The sequence below is a fragment of the Chryseobacterium sp. GTID13 genome, assembly GCF_056172655.1.
In genome coordinates, this window is the sequence record NZ_JAOCMB010000005.1 from 963,812 (window position 1) to 989,320 (window position 25,509).

Genomic DNA, 25,509 nt, shown 5'->3' on the forward strand with positions numbered 1-25,509 from the left:
TGTAATAGAATATCTCATTAACTGTTTTATAACAAACACCAATCCTAAAATATGAAACAAATTCTTCTGACTGCTTTAGCTTTAAATATTTCTGTCTTCACTTTTTCACAACAAACCAATCCGTTCAAATTAATTGATAATTATGCAAAAGAAGCCATTAAAACAAATCAAATTCCTGGCTTAGCTATTGGCATTATAAAGGATAACAAAGTAATTTTTGAGCAATATTACGGTGCAGAAAACCTGGAAGATCAGAAAAAGGTAGGCCCTGATTCAATGTTCAGGATCTATTCTACTTCAAAATTAATGACCAATGTCGGCATTTTCCAGCTGATCGAACAGGGCAAATTATCTTTAGAAGACAATGTTTCAAAATATGTTGAAAACCTTCCGGAAGACTGGCAAAATATTAAGGTAAAGAACCTCCTGACCCATTCTTCAGGAATGCCGGATTTTATTACTTTTAGTGATATTTTACCTGAATATTCCGGTTCTAGGACTATTGAGCGTTTGAGTAAAGAAAAGATGGATTTTAAAACGGGAAATGAATTCAGATATAATCAAACGAATTATATGCTCCTTTCGATGATTATTGAGAAAATCACCGGGCAATCTTTCGGGGATTTCATTTTGAACAGTCAATTTTATGATGCTAAAAACCAGGTGGTTTTTTCTTCAAATGCTCTTGAAAAAATTCCCAATCGTATTGTAAAGTATAATTACAATCCGGAAACAAAAAAATATGAAAAGTCTGCAGATGTCGAAGGAAAAAGGCATACCCGGGAAATGGATTGGCCATTACCCTGCCCGCTTTTTTAAAATGGTGCAGCCATTTGAGTAAAAATGATTTTCTTAATCAGGGAACGAAAGACATGATGTGGCAGCCATTTGAGTATGGAAACAAAAAAGATGTTTTTGCGTATGGCTGGGAAATCAATAAAACGAATAATATTCCGTCTTATGGTTTTTCTGGTGGAAATGTCAGCGCTTACAGGATTTTTCCACAAAATAATATGGCAATCATCATGATGTCAAACGGATATAATTTTTTCCCTGCGCAATATCACATGATTAATCATCTTGCAGCGATTATGGATAAAAATTTAACCGATAATTATCTGCTGGCAGAAGAATCCATTATTGCTGAATTCGCTAAACCGGACAATCCTGATGCTGAAAAAAATTACTACAAGATCAAAGCAAAAGATCCAAAATGGGATTTTGAAGGTACATTAAATAATATCGGATATATTTTACTCAGAAATTCAAGGGCTAACGAAGCTATAAAGGTTTTTGCATTAAATGTTAAAGAAAAACCTCAGTCAGCCAATGCTTTTGATAGCTTGGGTGAAGGTTATTTTTCAATTAAAAATTACACCCTGGCTCTGGAAAATTATAAAAAATCTTTAGAGTTAAATCCTGACAACACTAATGCTTCAAATATGATTAATAAAATACAGAATTTAAAAACGAAGAATTAATACGATTTAAAAACCAATCGTTCAATAAAATCAATCCCGCGAAAGTTGGGATTTTTTTATTTGAAAATTTGAGTAATAATTTTATGTTTAAAACGAAACTGTTTAAAAGATTGAAATTGAATTTAAGATAAGTTTTTAAAGCAATTTGTCTAAATTAAAAAACAAATTATATCATTGATCATTTAGCTGTAAATTCACACCACAAAAATACAAAATGCTGAAAATCCTCTTCCTCATCCAAAAAGGCCTTAAAAAGTCTTTCGATAACATCCGCAACGAACAGCTGAAAAATAATCTGCTGCAGGCTATTCCTTTCTGGATAGGTTCTGTCATCACAGGATTTTTTGCCGTGATGTATGCCAAGATATTCGCATGGGGAGAACACCTGTTGAATTTCATCATGAACTGGCACGCCTGGATGATCTTTATCATTGCTCCGATAGGCTTTGTCCTTTCCTGGTGGCTGGTAAAGGAATTTGCCCCGAATGCTAAAGGCAGTGGTATTCCGCAGGTAATGGCGGCCGTAGAACTGGCCAATCCAAAGGAACATACCAAAATCAGAAGTCTTCTTAGCTTAAAGATTATTATTTTTAAAATCATTTCATCCGTAGTTCTGGTCATCGGTGGCGGAGCTGTGGGACGAGAAGGCCCTACCATCCAGATCGCCGGATCGGTTTTCAGAAAAGTGAATGAGTATCTGCCCCACTGGTGGCCGAAGATCTCCAAGAAAAACATGATTATGACAGGCGCAGCGGCGGGACTTGCAGCTGCATTTAATACCCCTTTGGGAGGAATTGTATTTGCGGTGGAAGAACTTTCCAAAACCCACATCAATTATTTTAAAACGGCCCTATTTACTGCTGTGATCATTGCAGGGCTAACCGCTCAGACTTTAGCAGGATCTTATTTATATTTAGGATATCCGAAAACCAATGATGTTTCTCTGATGGTGATGTTTCCCATTATTCTTGTAGCGGGAATTGCAGGAATTCTGGCCAGCCAGCTTTCCGTCATGATGCTTAAAATGAATGACTGGAAAAAAGAAAACTAAAAACCGACAGAGCCAATATCCTTTTCCTCATACTTTGTGCTTTGTTCATTGCCTCTGTTGCTTACTTTATCAACCGTGAAATTCTGGGCTCAGGAAAAGAAATTATGGAAAGGGTTCTTTTTACCCAGGATAAACATGAAGAATGGTACGTCCCTGTTTTAAGAATGCTTGGTCCCGCTCTTTCTTTTACATCGGGTGGCGCAGGTGGAATCTTTGCCCCGGCCCTTACAGCAGGAGCCAGCATAGGTTCTGTGATCTCAGGAGCCATTCATTTATCCCCGAACGAAACGAACGTTGTCATCCTCGGAGGAATGGTTGCCTTTCTTACCGGAATCACCAGGGCACCGTTTACATCTGCCATTATCGTGCTTGAAATGACCGACAGGCATTCTCTTATCTTTCATCTGATGCTGGCCGGGATGGTCTCTTCCCTTGCCTCTATTCTGGTAAGCAGACATTCTTTATATGATGTAATTAAAGTGAACTTCCTGACAGAGATCAGGGGGAAGGAGTAGATGCGGGTTTTGAGTTTTGGGGTTCGGGGTTTCAGTTGCTGTTTGCTAGTTAGGTTGTTGTTGTTTTTAACTTTAATAAAATGCTTTGAACCTAAAACATTAAACCTTGAACCCGGAACTTTAAATTAAATCCCGAAACCCGCATCCCGAAACAATTTCACTTTCAGTATTGCATATTATAAATATATTTTCTAATTTTGCACCTCGAAATAATTAACAAATTCATTTAACATTATGAACAATTACGAAACTGTTTTCATTTTAACTCCCGTTCTATCTGATGCTCAGGTAGAGGAAGCAGTGAAAAAATTTGAAGATCTTTTAAAAGAAAAGAACTGTGAAATCGTTGCCAAAGAAAACTGGGGATTAAAAAAACTAGCTTATCCGATCCAATTGAAAAAGAACGGATTCTACACTTTAATCGAGTTTAAAGGTGAAGGTACTGTAGTTGCTGATTTAGAATTGGCATTCAAACGTGACGAAAGAGTAATCCGTTACCTGACTACAAAACTTGACAAGCACGCTGTTGAGTATGCTGTAACTAGAAGAACTAAAATCAAAGCAGCTAGAGCTTAATTATTAACCCTATTTTTAAAAAAGACAAGACATGGCAATAGACGAAATGGCTAAACAAGCCTCAGCTGGAGGAGAATCTGAAGTAAAATTCCTTACTCCACTTGATATCAATACTAAATCTGAAAAGAAATATTGTAGATTCAAAAAATACGGAATTAAGCACGTTGACTACAAAGATGCTGATTTCTTATTACAGTTCGTAAACGAGCAAGGTAAAATCTTACCAAGAAGATACACTGGAACTTCTTTAAAATACCAAAGAAAAGTTTCTGCTGCTATCAAAAGAGCAAGACACCTTTCTTTACTACCTTACGTAGCTGACTTATTGAAATAAGACAAAAAAATAAATAAGAGAAGAGCGCAACCTCTTCTTTTGTTGCTGAATAAAATAATTAATTCTAACTTGATTTTAGATTTCAGATATTAGAAACAAGACTTTAAGTCTAACATTTAATATCTAACTTCTAACATCTAAAAAAAGGACAACAACAATGGATATCATCCTAAAAAAGACGTAGAAAACTTAGGACTTGAGTTTGATACAGTAAGCGTAAAGCCTGGTTATGCAAGAAACTTCCTAATCCCTCAAGGATTTGCACTTTTAGCTACTCCTAAAAACAAAGCAGCTTTAGAAGCTACTTTAGAGGCTAGAAAAGAAGAAGAAGCTAAATTAATCGCTACAGCTAACGGTGTAGTTGAGCAATTGAAGAAAACATCTATTACTATCCCTGCAAAAGTAGGTTCTGGTGATAAATTATTCGGATCTATCAACAATGCTGATCTTGCTGAAGCTTTAGGAAAAGCTGGTGTTTCTGTAGAGAAAAAATATATCAAAATTCCTGGTAACACAATCAAGAGAACTGGTAAATTCACAGCTCTTATCAGACTTCACAGAAATGTTGAATACAACTATGAATTCGATATTGTATCTGACGCTCCTGTAGTAGCTGCTCCAGCTGCTAAAAAAGAGGAAGTAAAATCTGAAGAAGAAGCTTAATAAGCTAAACTGAGAATTTTCTCGAAATATAAACCACTTCGTTTGAAGTGGTTTTTTTGTGCTTCATTTTCTGTAAAATGAAATGGTAAGGTTTGAGAGTATTTTTAACTACCCCGTCTTTTTGCTCTGCAAAAATCCACCCCTTCAGAGAAGGGGAATTGGGGGTCGACATGTATTCTTTATAATTACCTAAGAAATCGTTAGCTTGCAGTATATCAAGAACCCAAAACTCTCCTACTTTCCAACCCTCCAACACAGCTTATCTATCCCCTCTCAGCTTCTGCTGATACTCCGTAGGCGGTACCCCAATAACCTTCTTAAAAATATTACTGAACGAGGACAGGCTGTTGTATCCCACCATCATGGCTATTTCGTACATATTGTACTTTCCCTCCAGCATGAGTTCAAGAGAACGGGTAATTCTTAAAGCACGGAGAAAACGGACGTAATTCATCCCCAGAATCTCTTTAAATTTCCGGGAGAGGGTTCTGGTGCTCATCCCGAATTCTTTCGCCGTAGATTCAATCGTAAGAGGCTTTTCCAGGTTAGCGTGAATGTATTTTGCAATCTTTAACAGGGTTTCGTCTTTAGGAAACGGATGTTGAACCGGAAAAGCCAGTTTTTTATCTCTTTTCTCAGGAAGAATTCCTTTCAGAGCTTTGAGGAAATAGTATTTTGCTCCGTCATTTTTTGTGATTTTCCCATCCCAGCCTTTGGTATACAAAATCATCTCTCTTAGTAAATGGCTCACTGAATAGATATTAATTTCATCAAAAAAGCCATTTTCATTTTCTTCTTTTTTAAAATAGAAATTATAAAGATCCACTTTGGGACTGGTCGAAAAAATATAATGCGGCGTTCCTGCAGGAATCCACATAAAGCATCGCGCAGGAAGATACCAGTGTTTGAGGTCTGTAAAAACATGGACTATTCCGCCCTCTGCATACACTAACTGAGCAGAACTGTGATGATGAATATCTGTAGTTACATTCCCGGTGAGCACATTGTAGATGTAAAACTCTGCATCCTCTTCTTCTACTGCTTTAAAATGGCTGTCATTCATTATATAAAGGTATAAAGATTTTTTTGAATTGGCGCAAATGAGCAAATCTTTTTCTGTTTTCACAAATCATGTCCTACAGGGGACTCCGTAACTTTGCTGAATCAAAATCAATCTAGCAAAAATCCTTTAATTAAATTATGAATATGATATTTAACGCATGCCGGTATCAGTGCATGACGTTGTGCCTGCTGCTGGCCGGCTGTTTTTTACATTCACAAATGATCGATTACCAGCATCTCAGCCTTCAGCAGGCAATTGAGACCGGTCTGAAAAACAATAAGAATATACAGATAAGCCATCTGAAAAAGGAAATGTCCGCCACCAGGGAAAAAGACCTTGCGATGGAAAAACTTCCGGATATAGAATTTCACACCAGCTATAACCAGGTGACGAATCTCTTTCAGCATCAAAATGGCTTTTTCAATAAAGCCACCAGATATGATGTCATTAACGGGATGTATGATTTTACGCTTTCAGCATCCATTCCGGTGTACATGGGCGGAAAAATCAGGAACACAGAAAAAAAGCATCTATTGACACCGAGATCTCGGCATTAAGAACCCATCTGGACGAAAGACAGCTTAAAATGGAGATCATTACGGCCTTTCTTCAGATTCATCATTTAAAAGAGCAGCAAAGCCTTATTAATGATAAAATGAAAGAAGATTCCATCAATATCAAACAGGTAAAAAGTTTAAAAGCCAACGGAGTCGTAACGGTAAATGAAGTCCTGAGAACGTCTTTACAGCTTTCCAACCACACGATGAGCTGGACAGAACTTGATAATGATATCCAGATCGCGGAACATAAGCTTAAAACTATTCTTTCCTTACCGGAAAATCAGGAAATGCACGTAGATACAGAAAACCTTATTTCCGACAAAACCACGATTCCTTATATTGAAGAACTCACAGAAACAGCTTTAAACAAAAACGAATCTGTAGAAATGTCCCATAAAAATCTTTCGCTGAAAGAACTGGATCAGAAAATTGTAAAAGCGAATTATTTACCTAAGATTACGGCAGGCGGGGAATATTTCATCAAGTACCCAAACATGATGTTTTTTCCTCCCGAACCTTATGCCTACCGTCTGGGAATGCTGGGGGTAAATCTTACCTATCCTATCGAAAACCTGTATAAAAACAAATACAGAATGCAGGAAGCCCGGGAAAATATTCATCTGGCCAAATTACAGATCGAGGAAAACGACGAAAAAATAAGACATAACGTCTATGAAGCTTACAAAAAGTTTGAAGAAACGGATCAGAAAGTAAAGATTGCTGAAGAAGCCATCGGCCAGGCCAAAGAAAACTACCGTATTGTAAAAACCAAATATGCGAATAAATTAAGCCTGATTACAGAGCTTATCGATGCAGATAATGCTTATCTGGAAGCTGAATCCAACCTTATCTCCGTAAAAATTAACCGACAACTAAAATACTATCAACTCCAGTACACGATTGGAAACTTATAAAAACTATGGCAAAGAAACAACTGACACAAAAGGAAAAAAGAATCAACAAAACCATTACCCTGCTGGCCTGGATCCTGATCATCAGCGGAATTACAGGGATGGTAAGCTTTTATATTTTCTCAAGAAAAAATGTGACTACAAATGATGCCCAGATTGAGCAGTACATTACCCCGGTTTCAAGCAAGGTTTCAGGATTTATTAAAACCATTCGTTTTGAAGAAAACCAATTCGTGCACAAAGGTGATACCTTGATTGTGATCGACAACAGAGAGTTTATCAACCAGGTAAAAATGGCTGAAGCCGGCCTTCATGCCAATGCTGAAAATATCACAACCATTGAAAGCGGTGTCAATACAAAAGAAAGCGATTCTAAAATTATCGATGCCAAAATAGCTTCCGCAAAAATTGATATCTGGAAAACAGAGCAGGATTTTAACCGGTATAAAAACCTGGTTGCAGAAGATGCTGCCACCGAACAGCAATTTGAAAATGTAAAAGCTTCCTACGAGCAGGCAAAAGCCAATCTTTTAGCACTGGAACAACAAAAAAATGCCGTAAGAGCCGGTGCCAACGAGCAGCAGACTAAAGTAGCTCCGGTCAAAAGCCAGATCCAGCAAAGCTCCGCCAATCTGAACAATGCCAGACTTTTCCTTTCCTATACGGTTATTACAGCCCCATACGACGGCTGGGTTGGCAAAAAACCATTCAGGAAGGACAGCTGATTAAAGAAGGCCAGGCATTGGTACAGATCGTAAGTAAAGAAAAATGGATCATTGCCAATTACAAAGAAACCCAGCTCGGGCAGATTGATACCCATCAGGAGGTAACGATCACTGCAGATGCCTATCCGGATATTGAATTCAAAGGAAAGGTAGTTTCGGTATCGCCGGCGTCTGGCTCCCAGTTTTCTTTGGTTAAGCCTGATAATGCCACAGGAAACTTTGTTAAAATTGAGCAGAGATTTCCGGTAAAAATTATTCTTGATAAGAATCAAAACAATGAAAAGCTGCTATCCGGGATGAATGTTCTGGTAAGCGCGAAAAAAATATGATGGGTAATGTGATGATTTGATGATGTATTAATGTGTTAATGTGTTAATGTGCTAATGTGCTAATGTGCTAATGTGAAAGATAACAGATATTAAAACAGATCATCATAGTAATAAATCCCAAAATCATCAAATCATCAAATCAAACTAATCATCACATCATCACATCAACTAATCATCAAATCAACTAATCATCGCATCAACAACCATGCAACATAATACAGTTTATCATAAATGGGTCCCGCAATGGCTTAAGCTGCCGCTTTTGGTGCTGGCATTGTTTCCCCACCTGATGTTGTTGTCGCTGCTGCATTCCAACAGTGCCTTCACCTCTTCTTTTATGGATGTAGATTCGGACGACATCCAGTATCTAATGATCCTGATGTACGGAACATTTGTAGTTACCCTGCTGGTTTTACAACGGTTTATGGCTTATTTCAGCGTGAAATATTATGTCCTGCTGATGTCTTCCATTTCCGTAATTATTCTGTATATCCTGTCCGTCACCAATAACTATCAGGTTATTCTGGTCATCCGTTTCCTGGAGGGTATTTTCGGTCTTCTGGAAGGGGCTATTTTTCTCCCGCTGATCATTGCTGAACTGAAAACCAGGCATGCCAAGGTAATCGCCTACCTTTTCATGTATACTATTATGCTGACAGGTGGAACCGTTACCACTTCTTTGCTGAAATCAAGCATTGAAAATTATGATTTTCAGCATATGATCCTGATGATGGTTTATTTTCATGTCTTTGTCCTGATTATTGGAGTTGCCCTGTTCAATACCAACAGATTTTTTCCGAAAATGCCGCTTTATCAGCTGGATATCACGAGCTGGTTCCTCTTATGGGCCTGTCTTCAGTCAGGGGGATATGCTATTATTTATGGAAAAAGACTGATGTGGTTTCAATCGGATACCATAGTGATGTGCTTTTTTATATTTCTGCTTTCAGGAGGTTTGTTTATGCTTAAGCAGAGGAATTCCAAAAGACCTCTCTTTCATTTCGAAGTTTTCAGTTCAAAAAATGTTGTCGCCGGAATGATTTTATTTTTCATTTTCTATCTGATCCGGTCCGGGCTGAATAATGTTTACAGTGTTATGGCAACAGTCTGGAAATGGCCGTGGGATTATATTGTGAATATTCAATACTGGAATGTGGCGGGAACGCTTATCGGTATTATTTTATCCGGAATCTGCCTGATGCGTGGCATTTCTTCCAGAATCGTTTTCTTTACCGGGTTTCTGCTGCTGGCGATAGATTGTGCGTGGTTTACCTATACCTTCTATCCGGACACTACCCTTTCAACGATCTGTCCTCCTTTATTTCTGCAGGGAATCGCACAGGGATTACTGTTTACCCCTTTGGTTTTCTTTTTAATTTCCGGAATGCCTGATGAATATGTTTCCAATGCAACAGCCTTAGGAACTACAACCCGTTTCTGGACCACTGCGATCGGATATGCATTAATGCAGAATCTGATGCTGTTTTTAACGTTAAAACATTCTGATACATTAAGCTTTAATCTGACAGATACCAATCCTGTCTTCTACAGCCAGTGGAACCAGGTATTCGGAGCTCAGTTTTCCAGACTCCCTGTGAATGAATCTTTATCTCTGACTGCCGGAGCTTTTAAAGCAAAAATAACAGCACAATCGATCCTTCTTTCCAATATGGAGATTTTTACAGGATTGTTCTGGCTGGCTTTAGTTACAGCATTTGCTTTATTGCTGTATCATCCTGTGAAAATTGCGATAAGAAATATCATGTAATTTAGGCCGAAAATTTGCTGTAGTTTCTGAAATTTGCTCGTATGAATATTCAGGAAATCGTAAATCATCAGAAAGATTTTTTTAAAACGCAACAGACGAAGAGTATTAAGTTCAGGAAAATGTATCTTGAGAAACTTAAAAATATCGTTATCAATAACGAGGAACATTTGTATGAAGCCATTGACAGAGATTTTGGCAAGTCAAGATTTGATACATTTACCACGGAAATTTCCTTTATCCTGAATGATATTGATTATTATCTGAAGAATTTAAACTCACTTTCAAAGCCAAGAAAAGTCAGAACCAATCTGGCCAATCAACTGGGAAAAAGCAGAATTCATACAGAACCTTTGGGTAATGTTCTTGTCATAGGCGCCTGGAATTATCCTTACCAACTATCATTTTCTCCTGTCATTGCAGCCCTTGCAGCGGGGAACTGCTGTATTTTGAAGCCAAGTGAAATTGCAGAAAATACAATGAAACTGATGGCCAGACTCATTAATGAAAACTTTCCTCCGGAATATCTGTATGTATATGAAGGCGGTATCCATGAGACTACAGAGCTTTTGAAACTGAAATTCGATAAAATATTCTTCACCGGAAGTACCAAGGTTGGAAAAATCATTTATCAGGCTGCAGCAGAAAATTTAACGCCTGTAGTTCTTGAATTAGGTGGAAAATCACCTGCTATTGTTACCAAAGATGCCGATCTGGAAGTTGCTGCCAAACGAATTGTATGGGGAAAGTTTCTCAATGCCGGGCAAACCTGTGTTGCCCCTGATTATCTTTTGGTTGAGGAACCTGTCCGCGAACAGTTCCTCGAAATGTTGAGAAAATATATTATAGAATTCAAATACGGACCGGAAGCTAACTCTTATACTAGAATCATAAACCGCAAAAATTTCGACCGGCTGGTAAAGCTTATTAACAAGGATAAAGTTTATTTTGGCGGAAATTCTGACGAAAGGAAACTGTTTATAGAACCTACCCTGCTGAATAATGTAAACTGGGAGGATGAAATCATGCAGGAAGAAATCTTCGGCCCGATACTTCCCGTCATCAGTTTTACCAACTTCAATCTGGCCATCAATACTATTCTTGAACTGGAAAAACCCCTTGCCGCCTATCTTTTTACCCGGAATTCTGAAGAAAAAGAGATTTTCACGGCAAAATTATCGTTTGGAGGAGGCTGCATCAATGACGTCATTATGCATTTAGGTAACCACCGTCTGCCTTTTGGCGGAGTTGGAAATTCAGGTATTGGCAGTTACCACGGATCTTATGGTTTTGAAGCCTTTTCGCATCAGAAATCTATCCTGGAAAAATCAACCTGGGGCGAGCCTGACATCAAATATCCGCCTTATTCAGATAAAAAACTAAGCTGGATCAGGAAGTTACTGTAAATAAAAAAACCGGGAAAATTTCCCGGTTTTTTTTATGATTTAGGAGCCCATTCGTTAAAAAACTCCTGTACTTTTTCCTTACTGTATCCTTTTCCTTCTTCAAGAACCGAACTGTCTTTTAAAACATGAACTATTTTGCCGTTTTTATCCAGAACTATGAAAAAAGGATAACCCAGCTTTTCCTTAATATCTACATATTTGGAGAAAACTTTTTCATTCTTATTATCCGGTGAATAATTCAGGTGATAATATACATAGTTTTTATCTACCGCTTCCTTCAGTTCAGGAGTATTCTGAACAAAGTTATTAAAACGTAGACACCAGATACACCAGTTTCCACCGGCCTGGATCATGATATTCTTCCCTTCTTTTTTAGCCTGGGCAATCAGTTTATTAATATCAGCTTCAGCATTCGCTTTCGGATCATAAGGTTTGGGCAGTTTGGCTTTTTCCTCTGCTGCTTTCTTTTTAGCATCCAATTCTGCTTGATCAGCTTTTACCAGAAGAGCATTATCCTGCTTTCTTACTTCCGGTGTATTTGTTTTTTCCTGAGAAAAAGCAAGGATGCTTAATCCAAGAAAGGCTATGATCGACAATTTTTTCATAACATAAAAATAAAAAAAATAATACTTATCGCAAGCAAAAATAGAACCATAATTTTATTATCACTAAATTTGCATGTTTTATGAATTTCCTGATCAAAATATTATATTTCATTTCCAAGCTTCCGCTCAAAGTATTGTATATTTTTTCGGACGTTATGTTTTTCTTAAACTATTATCTGGTAGGCTACCGGAAAAAGGTGATCACCCAGAATCTCAGAAATTCTTTTCCTGAAAAAACAGAAGAAGAAATCAGGGCCATCAGAAAGAAATTCTATCTTAATTTTTCCGATTATCTTGTAGAAACCATTAAATCTTTCAGTATTTCCGAGACAGAATCAAGGGTAAGAATGCAGCATATCAATCAGGAAGTCTTCCACGAAGCTAAAGCAGAAGGTAAAAATGTGATTATGCTTGCCGGACATGTCTTTAACTGGGAGTGGATCAACGCCCTTGCGAGAATTATCCCACAGAAACACTGCCATCCGGTCTACAGAAAGGTAAACAGCGATTTCTGGGAAAACCAGATGAAAAAAGTAAGAAACAAATTCGGGAATGAAGCACTTGAGGCCAATGAAGTAATCATGAATATCTTCAGGTCCAAAAGCGATGGTGAATCCGCCTATATGTTTGTGGCAGACCAGACACCGCACGTTGCCAATGTGAATTACGGCTTGGAATTCCTTCACCAGAGAACACCCGCTTTCATCGGCTATGATAAGCTTGCTACCAGAATGGACCTTGCTTTCATCTACTGCGAAATGAAAAAAGTAAAACGCGGCTATTATCAGGTAAATTATCACAGGATCTATCCCGAAGGTGAAAAGTTTGCAGAACATGAAGTGGTCAGAAAATTTCATCAGCTGCTGGAAAATACCTTAAACAAGCATCCTGATAATTATCTCTGGTCCCACAGAAAGTGGAAGTACCAGGATTCCATTAAAACGTTTGATGCTGAAAAAATATAATGATGCCGAACAATTTAGCAGTTGTCATCTTAAACTGGAATGGTAAAAACTGGCTTGAAAAATTTCTTCCAAGTGTGGTCAGCTTTTCCCAGGATGCAGATATTTACATAATAGACAACCTTTCAACCGATGATTCTATCCTCTTTGTACAGACTCATTTTCCTACGGTAAAAATCGTCAGAAACAATAAAAACTATGGTTTTGCAGGCGGATATAATGAAGGTTTAAAAGAAATAAAAAAAGAATATTACTGTCTTCTCAATTCAGATGTGGAAGTGACCGAAAACTGGATAAATCCTATATTGGATCTATTTCAAAAAGATTCTTCGATCTCAGCCATACAGCCTAAAATATTATCCTTTAACAATAAAAAACAATTTGAGTTTGCAGGCGCAGCCGGAGGTCTCATCGACAATCTGGGCTATCCTTACTGCCGCGGACGAATATTTGATGATCTGGAAGAGGATAAGGGGCAATATGATGACGAAACAGAAATTTTCTGGGCTTCCGGCTGCTGTTTCTTTATCCGTTCAAAGGATTTTTGGGAACAGAACGGCTTTGATGAAAGATTTTTTGCCCATCAGGAAGAAATTGATCTTTGCTGGCGGCTGATCAACTCTGGAAAGAAAATTTTCTACACAGGCAGATCAAAAGTATATCATGTAGGCGGTGGAACCCTGAATAAGCAAAGTGCACAGAAAACTTACCTGAACATCAGGAACAATCTCTCCATGATGCTGAAAAACCTGCCATTCCCGAAGCTTGTCTGGCTCATATTTTTCAGACTATGCTTAGATGGAATTGCCGGAATTTATTTCGGACTTAAAAATGGATTCCCACACTTGTGGGCTGTTGTAAGGGCTCATTTTGGGTTTTACGGACAGCTGCCGCAAACATGGAAACTGCGTCAGAAGCATCAGAAATCTGAGTTCTATCAATCGAAATGGCTGATTTTTAAGCACTTTTTAGGTGGCAAGTAGTTGCGGGATTCGGGTTTCGTGATGGGAGATACGAGATTATAAATATGTCCAGGTTTAATTTTAACTATAAATTTTCTAAGAATGCCTTTAATTCCCCTTCTCTGAAGGGGTGGATTTTTGCAAAGCAAAAAGACGGGGTAGTTTGACCATAAATAAAGCTGATCTCATAAAAATTTCATAACTTACATCTAAACTTTATTTAATTTAAATTATCACAATTAAAAATGGATTTTTGCGCAATAGACTTTGAAACCGCCACTCACGAAAAAAGCTCGGCTTGTGAAATGGGTATTTGTATTGTTCAGGATTCCAAAATTGTGGAAACGAAAACCTGGCTGATCAAACCACCCAGCTTTCCCTATTTCAGCAGGTTTAATATTGGAGTTCACGGGATAACCCCGGAAGATGTGAAAGACGCACCTACTTTTGATGAAATCTGGTACGAAGCCGAAGAAATGATGTATGGAACCCTGATGATTGCCCATAATGCAAGCTTTGATGCAGGTGTTTTAAGAGGCTGTTTCGAGCATTACGGCATGTTTACCCCAAAACTGAATTATCTCTGCAGCATTCAGCTGGCTAAAAAATCATGGAATTATCTTCCGAAATATGGATTGAAACATTTAGCGGAACATCACCAGATAAGCCTGAACCACCACCGTGCCGGGGATGATGCAGAAGCCTGTGCAAAAATTTCACTTCTGGCTTTTGAAAAATTGATCATGACAGAAAATGAAGAGATCCATGGTTCTTTTCTCAATAAGTATATCAAAAAACTGTAATAAGCTACAAATTCTGTTTGTAGGATTTCTTAATTACTTAAAACTTCAGAAAGCAGGTTGAACTTTGGAATTTCAATTTCGAAGGTTTCCTGGGTATCCATGTTTTTAACAAGGTATTTCCCGCTCATATTTCCTACTCCGGACCGAAGCATTACATTGGAGAAATAAGCGAAATTTTCGCTTATGGGAATCTCTGGTGTCAATCCTATCACCCCATCTCCTATAATCTCTGTGTATCCAAAACCTACGTCGAAAATCAGCCATTTTCTTTTAAGTACTTTAATGGGAAAGCTGCCGTCATTTTCTATCGTAATATTATACTTGAAGACGTAACGGTTTTCAGATGGATAACTGTTTTTACTATCATATTCAGGTATTACTGAAACTTTGATATTGGAAGTCATTTTTGAGAACATCATCTTAGTATTTTCTTAAGAGATACAAAAATCTCGCCTTTTTGGGGCGAGATTGTGTTAATATTAGAATTTCTTAAATTTTATAATCCAAGACCTTTTCTTTCGTCACCTCCCATTAGTATTTCAACAGGATTGTCGATACCTTCTTTTACCGCTACAAGGAACCCTACAGATTCTTTACCATCGATAATTCTGTGGTCATAAGACATCGCTACATACATCATTGGTCTGATTACCACCTGTCCGTCAACCGCTACCGGTCTCTGGATAATGTTGTGCATTCCTAAGATTGCAGACTGTGGTGGGTTAATGATTGGTGTAGACATCATAGATCCGAAAGTACCACCGTTTGTAATGGTAAATGTACCTCCGGTCATTTCGTCAACTGTAATTTTCCCGTCTCTTACTTTGGTAGCAAGGTCTTTGATATTAGCCTCAACTCCTGCGAAAGACATGTTTTCAGCATTTCTCAATACCGGAACCATTAATCCTTTAGGACCTGAAACGGCAATTGAAATATCACAGAAGTCATAATTTACTTTGAAATCTCCGTCAATAGATGCATTTACATCCGGATACATCTGTAATGCTCTTGTTACAGCTTTTGTAAAGAAAGACATGAAACCAAGTCCAACTCCGTGCTTTTGAGCAAATTCTTCTTTATATTGCTTTCTTAATCTGAAGATTTCAGACATATCAACTTCGTTGAAAGTCGTTAACATCGCTGTTTCGTTCTTTACAGAAACCAATCTTGAAGCGATTTTTCTTCTTAGAACTGAAAGTTTAGTGGTTGTAGTAGTACGTGCACCTGTTGCTGTGGAAGGGCTTCCTCCTAAAGCAGGAACGGCAGCCAATTCTGCATCAGTCTTAGTGATTCTTCCGTCTCTTCCGCTTCCTGAAACCTGTCCGGCTTCAATACCTTTCTCGTCAAGAATCTTTTTAGCAGCTGGAGATGGAGCTCCTGTTGCATAAGTTTGCGGAGCAGCTACGGGAGCAGCCGGTTTTGGAGCTTCCTGTTTAGCCGGTTCAGCAGCTTTCGGAGCTTCCTCCTGTTTTGGAGCTTCAGCAGCCGGAGCGCTTGCACCTTCAGGCTTGGCAGCATCCATATCAATTAAACAAACTACCTGGCCAACCTGCACTACATCACCCTCTTCTGCTTTTAATGTAATCACACCGCTTTGTTCTGCAGGTAATTCAAGAGTTGCTTTATCTGAGTCTACTTCTGCGATGGGCTGATCTTTTTCTACATAATCACCATCTTTCACAAGCCAAGTTGCAATTTCAACTTCTGTAATGGATTCTCCCGGTGAAGGAACTTTCATTTCTAAAACTGACATATTGAGTATTTTTTATTTTTTTAATTGGATATTATTCTTAATTACGCTGTAACAGGTCTTTTTACGGGAGCATCATCTCTGTCGAAAACTCTGTTGATTACAGCATTCTGGTTTTTCTCAAACATTTTGTGGCTTCCCGGAGCCGGAGCACCGCTTGGTACAGGAGCAATTACCTGGATTCCCGTATCTCTGAAGTTTCTCAGGATGTAAGACCATGCGCCCATGTTTTCAGGTTCTTCCTGAGCCCACACCAGTTGTGTTCTGTTGTCATATTTGCTGAAGATCGCTTCAATAGCATCTGTCTGAAGCGGATATAGCTGCTCGAATCTTACTAATGCAATATTTTCACAGTTCAGCTCTTCTTTCTTCGCTAATAATTCGAAGTACAATTTACCTGAACACAATACTAATTTTTCTACTTTTTTAGGATCTGCTGAAGGATCGTCCAGAATTGGCTGGAATGAACCGTTTGCAAAATCTTCAAGCGGAGAAACCACTTTAGGGTGTCTCAATAAAGATTTAGGGCTCATTACGACCAATGGTTTTCTGAATGACCATTTAAGCTGTCTTCTTAGTAAGTGGAAATAGTTGGCAGGTGAAGTGATATTCGCTACCACCATATTTTCGTTCGCACAAAGCGTTAAGAATCTTTCCAGTCTTGCTGAAGAGTGTTCTGCTCCCTGACCTTCGGAACCGTGAGGCAACAGCATCACCAATCCGTCCTGGATCTTCCATTTTTCCTCAGCCGCAGCCAGATACTGGTCAACAATGATCTGAGCACCATTCACGAAGTCTCCGAACTGAGCTTCCCAGATGGTTAATGTATTAGGAGAAGCCATAGCGTATCCGTAATCGAAACCTAGAACTCCGTATTCAGAAAGGTGAGAGTTGAATACATCAAATCTGCTTTCCGATACATGTCTTAACGGGATATATTCTTCTTCTGTATCTTCAGTTTTTACAACAGCATGTCTGTGAGAGAATGTTCCTCTTTCCACATCTTCCCTGAAATTCTTACGTTGTGACCTTCCACAAGAAGTGTAGCATAAGCTAACCACTCTCCAAGCGCCCAGTCTAAAGAATTTCCTTCGATAGCCTTGATACGGTTTTCGAATAGTCTTGTAATTTTATTGATGAACTTTTTATCAGCAGGAAGGGTTGACATTTGAATGGCCAGCTCCTTAAGCTTCTCTAAGTTATATTTTGTATCTACAGGAATCTGAACAGCTCCTCTTTTTCCGATCGGATAGTTGGTCCAGTCTTCAGCCATGAACAGATCCATAACATTTTTCTCGATCTCTTTGGAAGCATCAAAATCCTTATCCAGAAGAGCTTTGAATTCCGTTTCCATTTTAGCAATTACATCATTGGAGGTAATGCTGTCTTTAAGCAATTTATCTTTATAAATTTCTCTTGGATTCGGGTGTTTTGAAATGGTTTTATATAAATTAGGCTGCGTGAATCTTGGTTCATCACCTTCATTGTGCCCATATTTTCTATATCCTAAAAGGTCGATGTAAACATCTTTACCGAATTTAGCTCTGAAATCAGCCGCAAAGTGGATGGCATGAACAACAGCTTCTGCATCATCAGCATTAACGTGCATTACAGGAGATTCCGTAACTTTTGCAATGTCTGTACAATATGTTGAAGATCTTGCATCCATATAATTGGTTGTAAATGAAACCTGGTTATTTACAACAATATGAACCGTACCTCCTGTTCTGTACCCTTCCAGAGTCATCATCTGGGCAACTTCGTAAGCAATACCTTGTCCGGCAATTGCTCCATCACCATGGATGATGATCGGTAATACTTTAGAGTAGTCTTTATACTTATCGTCTACTTTCGCACGGCAGATTCCCTCTACAAGGGCAGCCACTGTTTCAAGGTGAGACGGGTTAGGAGTCAGGTTAATAGAAACCTCTTCTCCTGAAGCTGTTTTGATCTTTTTAGAGGATCCTAAGTGATATTTAACGTCACCGGAGAATACATCTTCTTCAAATTCCTTTCCTTCAAATTCCGAGAAGATCTGTTTGTAAGATTTCCCAAAAATATTGGTCAGTACATTCAATCTACCTCTGTGGGCCATTCCCAATACCACTTCATCCACTCCCAGCTGGGAAGATCTTGTGATCAGCTGATCCAAAGCTGGAATCAAAGTTTCACCTCCTTCCAGTGAGAATCTTTTCTGTCCTACAAATTTTGTATGAAGGTAGTTTTCAAAAGCTACCGCCTGATTTAATTTTAATAAAATCTCAGTTTTTTCATTCGCAGAAAGGTTCGGGTGGTTTTCATTCACCTGAAGCCATTTTTTGATGAAATCTTTCTCTTCAACATTGTTGATGTGCATATATTCCACCCCGATAGAATCGCAGTAGATATTTTCAAGATGCTTGATCAGATCTGCCAGTGTTGCAGGCTCTTTCATTCCTGTTTCAACAGCGCAGTTGAATTTTGTATTTAAATCTTCTTTGGAAAGGCCGAAGTTTTCTATGTCTAAAGTAGGCGTATAGTGTCTTCTTTCTCTTACAGGGTTTGTTTTTGTGAACAGGTGCCCTCTGGTTCTGTAAGCCTCGATAAGGTTGACTACCTTGAATTCCTTTTTGATGTGCTCAGGAATTTCCCCACCGGCTACTGCCTGGGAAATCTGCTGTACTGCCGGAGCAGCGCTGGCCGGAGCCTGGATGTATTGGATGTTATCGTCATCTCCGTAGTTCTCCAAAGCGAAGTCAAACCCTTGAAAAAAGGCTTTCCATGATGGCTCTAAAGAATCCGGGAATTTTAAGTACTGTTGGTATAAATCCTCAATTAACTGAGAATGAGCTGCGTTTAGGAATGAAAATCTGTCCATTATTACAGTTTATCTATTATTAAAATTTATTTGTAGAATTAATCTTCAAATTTAATAAAAAAAACCGAGTTAAGACAGCCTGAAACCGTTAAAAAAAATTAAGAAAAAAATAATCGGAAAAAAATTACTTATACACTGATAATGAGAGCTTAATATTTACATCCTGCCCTTCAACCGGACGCTCAATAAAGGTCTGACGGATGTCTCCGAAGCGCATCTCATCTTTTTTGGCCTTCTGAATCAGCTGCTGAACAGCCCGTATTCTGCCTTCATAATTTCCTTTGTAGTACATTACATAATTTTGGGAAGGATTTACGGTCCGGAAACTGAAATTATTATCCGGCACCCCGATCTTCTTGGAAAGAGGAATTCCCAGGAAATAGGAAACTTCTTTGTCTTTATAGTTATCGGCATCGGTAATCAGTACTGGGAAGCCGAATTCATCGTCTTTCTTCCCAAGATCCATCGTCACATAGTTATAAACTTTGCTGTAATTCATAACGATGTTTTTATAGAGTGCCTCTTTTTTGTTGGATGCGCTTACATTAATTCCCAGGAGCAGCTTATTTTCTTCATTTTCTACCATCAGACTGTCGTATTTAATGGAAGCCATCTGGTTATCTTTTTCTACTTTATTCCCCAGTACATTTTTGAGATTCACCATGCTTTTGTTGATGTTTTCAGCAAACCGGTCTTCTGTCCAGAAATTTTCCACTCTTCTCAGTACGGAAAGCTTAGGAGTATGCACATACCACGTAATTTTTGTCTTATCCGGAGAAACTGCCTTGAACTGAACATCCACCACTGTCGGATTTTCATTCCGGTCTTCGAAAAGCTGGTATCTCAGACTTTTTGCCGGATTTTCATAGCGGATAAACATTTCCCCATCCGTATCATTTTTCGGATCTACATAACTGATAGCGCTTCCCTGGCCTTCGTAAGGCGTATAATAATCGATATCAACGGATGGCGAACTTGTAAAAAAGTTGTTCCATCTGGTGAAATGCTGCAGATTATTGAACTGGGAAAAGACCTTGTCTAAAGGATAGTCGATCTCTTTTTCAATCTTAAAATCCTTGTTTTCGTCCACGAAAAAATACATGGAAGCAGCATAAGCTCCTACCACAAGAACAAGAATTACGGCTATTATTTTAAAAAAACGCATCGCACAAAAGTAATACAAATAAAAAAAGTAACCAATATCTTAATTATTTTGACCGAAGCAACGGCAAAATAAACCACATTAAAAAAAGTGAATTATATCATCTTATTTTTTGAAAAAAGTGCATTTTAACTGGTGATTTTAATTATTAATATGCTATTTTATAAAAATAACTCCACTTTTAAATAACAAAATAACGGTATATTTTTTGATGCGTGAAAAACCCTAAAATTAAATATTTTTCTATGAAGAAGTTATTTGTATTTCCTTTGATTTTACTTTTTTCAATGGGCTTTTCCCAGTATTCAATTTCAGAAATCCCCGAAGACGGTTATCTCAAAGACTTCGATATTGCAGTGGACATTATCCGGAAACAACACCCTAATCCTTACAGGTTTCACAGCAAAGAAACCATTACCAGAAAGCTGGATTCGCTTCGCAATGAAATTAAAAAAATCCCGGTTATATTAATTTACTGATGAACAACCCTACAAGAGTAATTGGTGACGGCCACAGTTCTTTTGGTACCGATTCTAATTATTTTGAGGATGTTATGAATTCCATCTACTACTTCCCTCTTCCCACTTACGTAAATAACGGGATTATATATGTGAACGGAGCCAATAAATATGCTATCGAAACAGGCAGTGAGATCCTTGAGATTAATGGATTAAGTGCAGACAACATTCTGAAAAGAGTTCCTAAAGCCGCAGACGGAAATATTAAAGTGGAAGATGTAGATGTATCATTTAATATTCCTTTTATTTTAAAGAATCCGACCAATGATTTTACTGTAAAATATAAAGCTTTAAACGGAACGCAAAAAACAGTGAAAGTAAACGGTGTAAAGTATCCTCAGTATTACTACGAAGCCAAACATGCTGTACTGCCTATTGACCTGGTTTCGGAAAACTACGGAATTTACGGTTACAAAATAGATCCGGAAACCTATTATCTATCGGTAAAATCCTTCTCTTACGATGAAAGCTTTTTTTATGAAAGATTAAAAAAATATTTCCAGGAAATGAGGAATCTGAAATCCAAAAAGCTTATTATAGATATTCGTAATAATTCAGGCGGTGCTATCAGTAATGTAGCTTTATTGTATTCTTTCATAGCAGCGGATAAAAACTTTAATAATGAATACCAATACGGAACCCAGGTCGTTGATATAAACTACACCAACTATCTGATAGATCCTCAGACCAACCAGTATTATTCCGATAAAGACATCACAGATCTGAATAATTTTATGAGGCAGCGCTTTGATAAAGCAGAAAAAGGAGACTATTATTTCGGAAATTCAAGGCTTGATAACACTTATATAAAAAGCTATCCAAGAGATGGACTGTTTTTTGACGGCAAGACCATATTGCTGACCAATAACCGTACTTTCTCGGCTGCCACCTATTTTGCTTCTTTATTCAAAACTGAAAAAAGAGGAGAAATCGTAGGAAAAGAAACCGGTTCATGCAGTAATTTCACCACTGCAGCATGGTTTATCACGTATAAGCTCCCCCATACTAAGTCTACCCTTTCCATTCCACGCACAGAAATTTTCTTTAATAATAAGGATCAAGACAATGTTGCCAATTGTACAGGCGTAATCCCTGATCATACTATTAAAAGTGACTATTTTCTAAAATCGTTACTGGAACAGAAAGACCCGGAGCTAGAATATTCCCTGAAACTGCTTTCTCAATAAAAGAACGGAGCTTATATATACAAAAAGAGGAAACCTGTGTGTCTCCTCTTTTTTGTTTAGAACTGTCACCAGTCCAATATTTTATTTTTATTACCCGATATGGGTTCCTGAAGGAAGTACGGCTCCTTTTTTCACCACTACAATTCCATCCTGAACGGAATGGGTTCCGTAGTCGCCATCCGGAATATGTTTTCCTCCTATAATTTTCACGTTATCGCCGATGTAGCAGTTTTTATCAAGGATTGCTTTTTCAATGTAACAGTATTTCCCAATGCCCATATTCGGTCGTCCGCTTCTGTCGTTGAGGACAATTTCTGTGGTATTCTGATAAAAATCCGCACCCATGACGTAAGAATTCACGATGGTACTTCCTTTATCTATTCTTGTTCTGTTTCCAATCACAGAATTTTCGATCTTATCGGCCATAATGATGCATCCGTCTCCGAAAACAGCTTTACTTACATATGAACCGTTGATTTTTGAAGGTGGAAGCATTCTGGCTCTCGTATAGATCGGTGAAGAGGAGAAAAGATTAAACTGTGGAAAATCCTGGCATAAATCCAGATTGGCCTCATAAAATGACTCTATCGTTCCGATATCTGTCCAGTACCCTTCATACTGGTAGCTTAATGTTTTGTATTTCCCGATTGAATTCGGAATAATATCTTTCCCGAAATCATCGCCGGCTCCTTCTTCAAACATCTTTTTAAGAATGGTTCTCGTGAAAATATAAATTCCCATCGAAGCCAGATATTCCTTTCCTTTATGCTTGTTTTCTTCCGAAACTTCAGATTTCAGGCCTTCCAGAATATCATACTCCGGTTTTTCATAGAAAGAGGTAATATTTCCGTCATCATCAGACTTTAAAATTCCGAATCCTGTAGCATCCTTTGCCACTACGGGAATAGTCGCAATGGTGACATCGCCTCCGTTTTCGATATGAAAATCGAGCATTTCCCTGAAATCCATCTGGTAAAGCTGGTCGCCGGAAAGGATCAGAATATAATCGTAATCATATTTTTCAAGATGCTTCATCGACTGGCGGACGGCATCTGCCGTTCCCTGGTACCAGCTGTCATTTTCCACATTCTGCTCTGCTGCAAGGATATCTACAAAGCCCTTGCTGAAAATATCAAAGTGATAGGAATTCTTGATATGTGAATTTAACGAAGCTGAATTGAACTGTGTTAAAACCAGGATCTTATTCAGTCCCGAATTCAGACAGTTGGAAATAGGAATATCTACCAGCCTGTATTTTCCTGCAATAGGAACTGCCGGTTTTGACCTTGAATACGTTAACGGGAATAATCTTGTTCCCCTGCCGCCTCCCAATACAATGGAGATTACATTTCGTTTCATATATATCGTGCGTTTATTGAATTATGTTTACTGTTCTGTTTTTAGTGTTTACTACCAGCCTGAAGCATTCTTTATTTTCATATGGGAGATCCTGATTATAGACAATAACCCTGAAGTCTCCATTATTATTCAGTTCCAGTACTTCTTTGTCTACATTGTAGATTTCTATGTAATGCTTCTTCAATTCGCTCCTGAATAATGCATTAGTGATCAGAACATCCATCACATCAACGGTCTTCATGGCAAAATCATCCATATCTTTGTTGTACAAAGTCTGCCAGCCTTTCCCATATTTCCGTTCCAGCGCTGCATAGGTTCTTTTATTGGCAGCATTAACCATTTTTTCCTGTTCAGGATCAATTATACAACCGGCTACAGGATAATGTTTAATTTTCCATTTCTCCGAAATACCATCCATTGCCTCCTGTGCACCCATTACCGGAAGCCCGTATCCGTAAATCCAGTAATATCCCCCATGATAGCTTCCTTCCTCTTTTTTACATGAAAAAAGAATTGCTGTTATCGCGAAAAGGGAACAGAAAACTTTCATCCATCAGTTATTGTATAAAGCTATGTATTTCTCAGCAGATTTTTCCCATGCAAAATCAAAATTCATGTTGGCATGGATAAGATCTTCCATTACCCCTTTCTGATTGTAGATGGCAAGCGCTCTGTTCATGGCATGCACTACATCATCTACTCCCGGATAGGTAAAATTCAGTCCTGCTCCTCCTGTTGAAATATCCTCTACCGTATCTCTCAGCCCTCCGGTATATCGTACGACAGGAACTGTTCCATATCTCATTGAATACATCTGGTTCAGTCCGCAAGGTTCTACTCTGGACGGCATCAGCAGAAAATCTGCCGAAGCATAAATCTTATGGGAAAGATACTCTTTATATCCAAGATCCAATGCGAAATTGGTATAGGTATATTCATATTCTTTCAGCTTATTTTCTATATAGGAATTCCCTGAACCCAAAATCATGATATTCAACGCTCCATAACTCTGTTTAATGCTTTTCCATACAACATCCGGAAGGAGATCCGCGCCTTTCTCGGTAGCAAATCTTCCGATAAAGGCAAACAGCGGCAATTCAGGCTTCAGACCATATTCTTTGCAAAGCTTTTCTTTGTTCTTCTTTTTATGAGCGACGGCATTTTTACTGTTAAAATTAAAATCCAGCATCGGATCGGTTTCGGGATTCCAGACTTCCGTATCAATTCCGTTGATAATTCCATATGCTTTTCCAAACTCCTGGCGCACCAGGCTTTCCAACCCGCGGAAGCTGATGAAAAGTTCCTCCAGATATCCTTCCGAAACGGTTGTAAAAGCATCAGAGCATTTAATCATACTGGCCAGTGGATTTATATACCCGTTCCAGTCCATCAGGCCCCATTTGTAGGAATCAAAAGAAGGCATATAGTTCGCCATATCCCAACTCATCAAGCCCTGATATTCCCCATTGTGGATCGTACCTATTGTTTTTACCCCTTTTAAAAATTCAAATTCAGGACAATGCCTGGTCATAAAAGGAACCAGTCCTGTATGATAATCGTGGCAGTGCAGTACATCGGGACGAATCTCCATCGCACTCAGCCAGTGAAGTACACCGTGCTGGAATGCCAGAAACTGGAAGCTTTCATCCTGGTACCCATAAGGATTGTCCCTGTCTAAAAGCCCGGGAACTTTAACCATATAAAGTTCAAATCCCAAAGCATTCGTTTTCTCCTTCATCACCTGAACCTGAAGCATATTCTCTCCCTGATGAATAAACCCATCAAAAACTATGTCAAACTCGTGATCATGAACAAAAGATTTATTGTACCAGGGCATCACTACCTTTGCCTCTATTCCTTTTATTTTATTCTGATATTTCGGCAGCGCTCCCACAACATCTGCAAGACCGCCTACTTTAGCTACCGGATAACATTCTGTACTTAAATGATATATTACCATAATTT

Annotated in this window: 23 protein-coding genes and 3 pseudogenes; 17 read left to right on the top strand and 9 right to left on the bottom strand. The window is 38.4% G+C overall.

The window, feature by feature from the left end; translation table 11 throughout:
• Window positions 1-51 precede the first annotated feature (51 nt).
• The 6 genes and pseudogenes from N4G44_RS10730 to rplI all read left to right on the top strand — a co-directional run bounded on the left by N4G44_RS10730 (window position 52) and on the right by rplI (window position 4,620).
• On the top strand, window positions 52-819 hold the full coding sequence (locus N4G44_RS10730) for a serine hydrolase domain-containing protein (RefSeq protein WP_474926686.1): 768 nt from the start codon (window positions 52-54) through the stop codon (window positions 817-819).
• Complete coding sequence (locus N4G44_RS10735; protein WP_474926687.1) at window positions 792-1,481, top strand: hypothetical protein; 690 nt, start codon at window positions 792-794, stop codon at window positions 1,479-1,481. Before N4G44_RS10730 ends, N4G44_RS10735 begins: the two co-directional genes overlap by 28 nt.
• 214 nt (window positions 1,482-1,695) lie before the next feature.
• Window positions 1,696-3,047, top strand: a pseudogene (locus N4G44_RS10740) (chloride channel protein).
• A gap of 234 nt (window positions 3,048-3,281) precedes the next feature.
• Window positions 3,282-3,623 (top strand): 30S ribosomal protein S6, encoded by a 342-nt coding sequence (gene rpsF, locus N4G44_RS10745; protein ID WP_034706729.1) that lies wholly within the window; start codon window positions 3,282-3,284, stop codon window positions 3,621-3,623.
• 31 nt (window positions 3,624-3,654) lie between these two features.
• Window positions 3,655-3,957: a 30S ribosomal protein S18 gene (rpsR, locus tag N4G44_RS10750; protein WP_034706728.1), complete on the top strand. Its 303-nt coding sequence runs from the start codon at window positions 3,655-3,657 to the stop codon at window positions 3,955-3,957.
• Between the two features lie 157 nt (window positions 3,958-4,114).
• A pseudogene (gene rplI / locus N4G44_RS10755) lies at window positions 4,115-4,620 on the top strand (50S ribosomal protein L9).
• A 259-nt stretch (window positions 4,621-4,879) separates the two neighbouring features.
• Here the strand turns inward: rplI and N4G44_RS10760 are convergent.
• Window positions 4,880-5,683, bottom strand: a complete 804-nt coding sequence (locus N4G44_RS10760; RefSeq protein WP_474926688.1) for a helix-turn-helix domain-containing protein — start codon at window positions 5,681-5,683, stop codon at window positions 4,880-4,882.
• 143 nt (window positions 5,684-5,826) lie between these two features.
• Between N4G44_RS10760 and N4G44_RS10765 the strand changes: the two genes are divergently transcribed.
• From N4G44_RS10765 to N4G44_RS10790, 6 genes are all read left to right on the top strand, one after another.
• The gene (locus tag N4G44_RS10765; RefSeq protein WP_474926689.1) at window positions 5,827-6,240 is read left to right on the top strand and encodes a hypothetical protein; all 414 of its coding nucleotides are present in this window, start codon (window positions 5,827-5,829) and stop codon (window positions 6,238-6,240) included.
• 29 nt (window positions 6,241-6,269) lie between these two features.
• Window positions 6,270-7,157, top strand: a complete 888-nt coding sequence (locus tag N4G44_RS10770) for a TolC family protein (RefSeq protein WP_474926690.1) — start codon at window positions 6,270-6,272, stop codon at window positions 7,155-7,157.
• 5 nt (window positions 7,158-7,162) lie between these two features.
• The gene (locus tag N4G44_RS10775; RefSeq protein WP_474926692.1) at window positions 7,163-7,879 is read left to right on the top strand and encodes an HlyD family secretion protein; all 717 of its coding nucleotides are present in this window, start codon (window positions 7,163-7,165) and stop codon (window positions 7,877-7,879) included.
• A gap of 17 nt (window positions 7,880-7,896) precedes the next feature.
• Window positions 7,897-8,208 (top strand): HlyD family secretion protein, encoded by a 312-nt coding sequence (locus tag N4G44_RS10780; RefSeq protein ID WP_474926694.1) that lies wholly within the window; start codon window positions 7,897-7,899, stop codon window positions 8,206-8,208.
• Window positions 8,209-8,413: 205 nt separating this feature from the next.
• The gene (locus tag N4G44_RS10785) at window positions 8,414-9,976 is read left to right on the top strand and encodes an MFS transporter (RefSeq protein ID WP_474926696.1); all 1,563 of its coding nucleotides are present in this window, start codon (window positions 8,414-8,416) and stop codon (window positions 9,974-9,976) included.
• 41 nt (window positions 9,977-10,017) lie between these two features.
• Window positions 10,018-11,379: an aldehyde dehydrogenase gene (locus tag N4G44_RS10790; protein ID WP_474926697.1), complete on the top strand. Its 1,362-nt coding sequence runs from the start codon at window positions 10,018-10,020 to the stop codon at window positions 11,377-11,379.
• 32 nt (window positions 11,380-11,411) lie between these two features.
• Here the strand turns inward: N4G44_RS10790 and N4G44_RS10795 are convergent, their stop codons facing one another.
• On the bottom strand, window positions 11,412-11,984 hold the full coding sequence (locus N4G44_RS10795; RefSeq protein ID WP_474926699.1) for a thioredoxin family protein: 573 nt from the start codon (window positions 11,982-11,984) through the stop codon (window positions 11,412-11,414).
• An 80-nt stretch (window positions 11,985-12,064) separates the two neighbouring features.
• On the opposite strand from N4G44_RS10795, the gene N4G44_RS10800 reads away from it, so the two are divergent.
• The 3 genes from N4G44_RS10800 to N4G44_RS10810 all read left to right on the top strand — a co-directional run bounded on the left by N4G44_RS10800 (window position 12,065) and on the right by N4G44_RS10810 (window position 14,711).
• Window positions 12,065-12,949 carry a lysophospholipid acyltransferase family protein gene (locus N4G44_RS10800; RefSeq protein WP_474926700.1) on the top strand — a complete coding sequence of 295 codons (885 nt, stop codon included), beginning with the start codon at window positions 12,065-12,067 and terminating at the stop codon, window positions 12,947-12,949.
• Window positions 12,950-12,951: 2 nt separating this feature from the next.
• On the top strand, window positions 12,952-13,929 hold the full coding sequence (locus N4G44_RS10805) for a glycosyltransferase family 2 protein (protein ID WP_474928325.1): 978 nt from the start codon (window positions 12,952-12,954) through the stop codon (window positions 13,927-13,929).
• A 224-nt stretch (window positions 13,930-14,153) separates the two neighbouring features.
• A complete protein-coding gene (locus N4G44_RS10810) occupies window positions 14,154-14,711 on the top strand; it encodes a 3'-5' exonuclease (RefSeq protein WP_048504335.1) in 558 nt (185 codons plus the stop codon).
• 29 nt (window positions 14,712-14,740) lie between these two features.
• Here the strand turns inward: N4G44_RS10810 and apaG are convergent, their stop codons facing one another.
• The 4 genes and pseudogenes from apaG to N4G44_RS10830 form a co-directional block, all read right to left on the bottom strand.
• Window positions 14,741-15,130: a Co2+/Mg2+ efflux protein ApaG gene (gene apaG / locus N4G44_RS10815; protein WP_040994780.1), complete on the bottom strand. Its 390-nt coding sequence runs from the start codon at window positions 15,128-15,130 to the stop codon at window positions 14,741-14,743.
• A 77-nt stretch (window positions 15,131-15,207) separates the two neighbouring features.
• Window positions 15,208-16,464 (bottom strand): 2-oxoglutarate dehydrogenase complex dihydrolipoyllysine-residue succinyltransferase, encoded by a 1,257-nt coding sequence (gene odhB / locus N4G44_RS10820; protein WP_184159252.1) that lies wholly within the window; start codon window positions 16,462-16,464, stop codon window positions 15,208-15,210.
• A gap of 41 nt (window positions 16,465-16,505) precedes the next feature.
• Window positions 16,506-19,318, bottom strand: a pseudogene (locus N4G44_RS10825) (2-oxoglutarate dehydrogenase E1 component).
• A gap of 124 nt (window positions 19,319-19,442) precedes the next feature.
• On the bottom strand, window positions 19,443-20,483 hold the full coding sequence (locus tag N4G44_RS10830; RefSeq protein ID WP_474926702.1) for an SRPBCC domain-containing protein: 1,041 nt from the start codon (window positions 20,481-20,483) through the stop codon (window positions 19,443-19,445).
• Window positions 20,484-20,725: 242 nt separating this feature from the next.
• Here N4G44_RS10830 and N4G44_RS10835 point away from each other — a divergent pair, with 242 nt between their 5' ends.
• Both N4G44_RS10835 and N4G44_RS10840 read left to right on the top strand, forming a co-directional pair.
• Complete coding sequence (locus N4G44_RS10835) at window positions 20,726-20,959, top strand: hypothetical protein (protein ID WP_474926704.1); 234 nt, start codon at window positions 20,726-20,728, stop codon at window positions 20,957-20,959.
• Complete coding sequence (locus N4G44_RS10840; protein ID WP_474926706.1) at window positions 20,959-22,185, top strand: S41 family peptidase; 1,227 nt, start codon at window positions 20,959-20,961, stop codon at window positions 22,183-22,185. The genes N4G44_RS10835 and N4G44_RS10840 overlap by 1 nt, the downstream gene beginning before the upstream one ends.
• A 90-nt stretch (window positions 22,186-22,275) precedes the next feature.
• Here N4G44_RS10840 and N4G44_RS10845 read toward each other — a convergent pair whose 3' ends face one another.
• From N4G44_RS10845 to N4G44_RS10855, 3 genes are read right to left on the bottom strand one after another with little or no spacing between them, the layout of a single operon-like run.
• Window positions 22,276-23,544, bottom strand: coding sequence for a glucose-1-phosphate adenylyltransferase (locus tag N4G44_RS10845; protein WP_073059512.1), 1,269 nt, complete (start codon window positions 23,542-23,544; stop codon window positions 22,276-22,278).
• Window positions 23,545-23,557: 13 nt separating this feature from the next.
• A complete protein-coding gene (locus tag N4G44_RS10850; RefSeq protein WP_474926709.1) occupies window positions 23,558-24,094 on the bottom strand; it encodes an FEKKY domain-containing protein in 537 nt (178 codons plus the stop codon).
• Between the two features lie 3 nt (window positions 24,095-24,097).
• Window positions 24,098-25,504, bottom strand: a complete 1,407-nt coding sequence (locus N4G44_RS10855) for a glycogen synthase (RefSeq protein ID WP_474926710.1) — start codon at window positions 25,502-25,504, stop codon at window positions 24,098-24,100.
• Window positions 25,505-25,509: the final 5 nt, after the last annotated feature.

Excerpts from the sequence above, each read along its gene's own strand:
- N4G44_RS10730 (WP_474926686.1), top strand. The coding sequence starts at position 52 with ATGAAACAAATTCTTCTGACTGCTTTAGCTTTAAATATTTCTGTCTTC.
- rpsF (WP_034706729.1), top strand. The coding sequence starts at position 3,282 with ATGAACAATTACGAAACTGTTTTCATTTTAACTCCCGTTCTATCTGAT.
- rpsR (WP_034706728.1), top strand. The coding sequence starts at position 3,655 with ATGGCAATAGACGAAATGGCTAAACAAGCCTCAGCTGGAGGAGAATCT.
- N4G44_RS10760 (WP_474926688.1), bottom strand. The coding sequence starts at position 5,683 with ATGAATGACAGCCATTTTAAAGCAGTAGAAGAAGAGGATGCAGAGTTT.
- N4G44_RS10765 (WP_474926689.1), top strand. The coding sequence starts at position 5,827 with ATGATATTTAACGCATGCCGGTATCAGTGCATGACGTTGTGCCTGCTG.
- N4G44_RS10770 (WP_474926690.1), top strand. The coding sequence starts at position 6,270 with ATGGAGATCATTACGGCCTTTCTTCAGATTCATCATTTAAAAGAGCAG.
- N4G44_RS10775 (WP_474926692.1), top strand. The coding sequence starts at position 7,163 with ATGGCAAAGAAACAACTGACACAAAAGGAAAAAAGAATCAACAAAACC.
- N4G44_RS10785 (WP_474926696.1), top strand. The coding sequence starts at position 8,414 with ATGCAACATAATACAGTTTATCATAAATGGGTCCCGCAATGGCTTAAG.
- N4G44_RS10790 (WP_474926697.1), top strand. The coding sequence starts at position 10,018 with ATGAATATTCAGGAAATCGTAAATCATCAGAAAGATTTTTTTAAAACG.
- N4G44_RS10795 (WP_474926699.1), bottom strand. The coding sequence starts at position 11,984 with ATGAAAAAATTGTCGATCATAGCCTTTCTTGGATTAAGCATCCTTGCT.
- N4G44_RS10800 (WP_474926700.1), top strand. The coding sequence starts at position 12,065 with ATGAATTTCCTGATCAAAATATTATATTTCATTTCCAAGCTTCCGCTC.
- N4G44_RS10805 (WP_474928325.1), top strand. The coding sequence starts at position 12,952 with ATGCCGAACAATTTAGCAGTTGTCATCTTAAACTGGAATGGTAAAAAC.
- N4G44_RS10810 (WP_048504335.1), top strand. The coding sequence starts at position 14,154 with ATGGATTTTTGCGCAATAGACTTTGAAACCGCCACTCACGAAAAAAGC.
- apaG (WP_040994780.1), bottom strand. The coding sequence starts at position 15,130 with ATGATGTTCTCAAAAATGACTTCCAATATCAAAGTTTCAGTAATACCT.
- odhB (WP_184159252.1), bottom strand. The coding sequence starts at position 16,464 with ATGTCAGTTTTAGAAATGAAAGTTCCTTCACCGGGAGAATCCATTACA.
- N4G44_RS10830 (WP_474926702.1), bottom strand. The coding sequence starts at position 20,483 with ATGCGTTTTTTTAAAATAATAGCCGTAATTCTTGTTCTTGTGGTAGGA.
- N4G44_RS10835 (WP_474926704.1), top strand. The coding sequence starts at position 20,726 with ATGAAGAAGTTATTTGTATTTCCTTTGATTTTACTTTTTTCAATGGGC.
- N4G44_RS10840 (WP_474926706.1), top strand. The coding sequence starts at position 20,959 with ATGAACAACCCTACAAGAGTAATTGGTGACGGCCACAGTTCTTTTGGT.
- N4G44_RS10845 (WP_073059512.1), bottom strand. The coding sequence starts at position 23,544 with ATGAAACGAAATGTAATCTCCATTGTATTGGGAGGCGGCAGGGGAACA.
- N4G44_RS10850 (WP_474926709.1), bottom strand. The coding sequence starts at position 24,094 with ATGAAAGTTTTCTGTTCCCTTTTCGCGATAACAGCAATTCTTTTTTCA.
- N4G44_RS10855 (WP_474926710.1), bottom strand. The coding sequence starts at position 25,504 with ATGGTAATATATCATTTAAGTACAGAATGTTATCCGGTAGCTAAAGTA.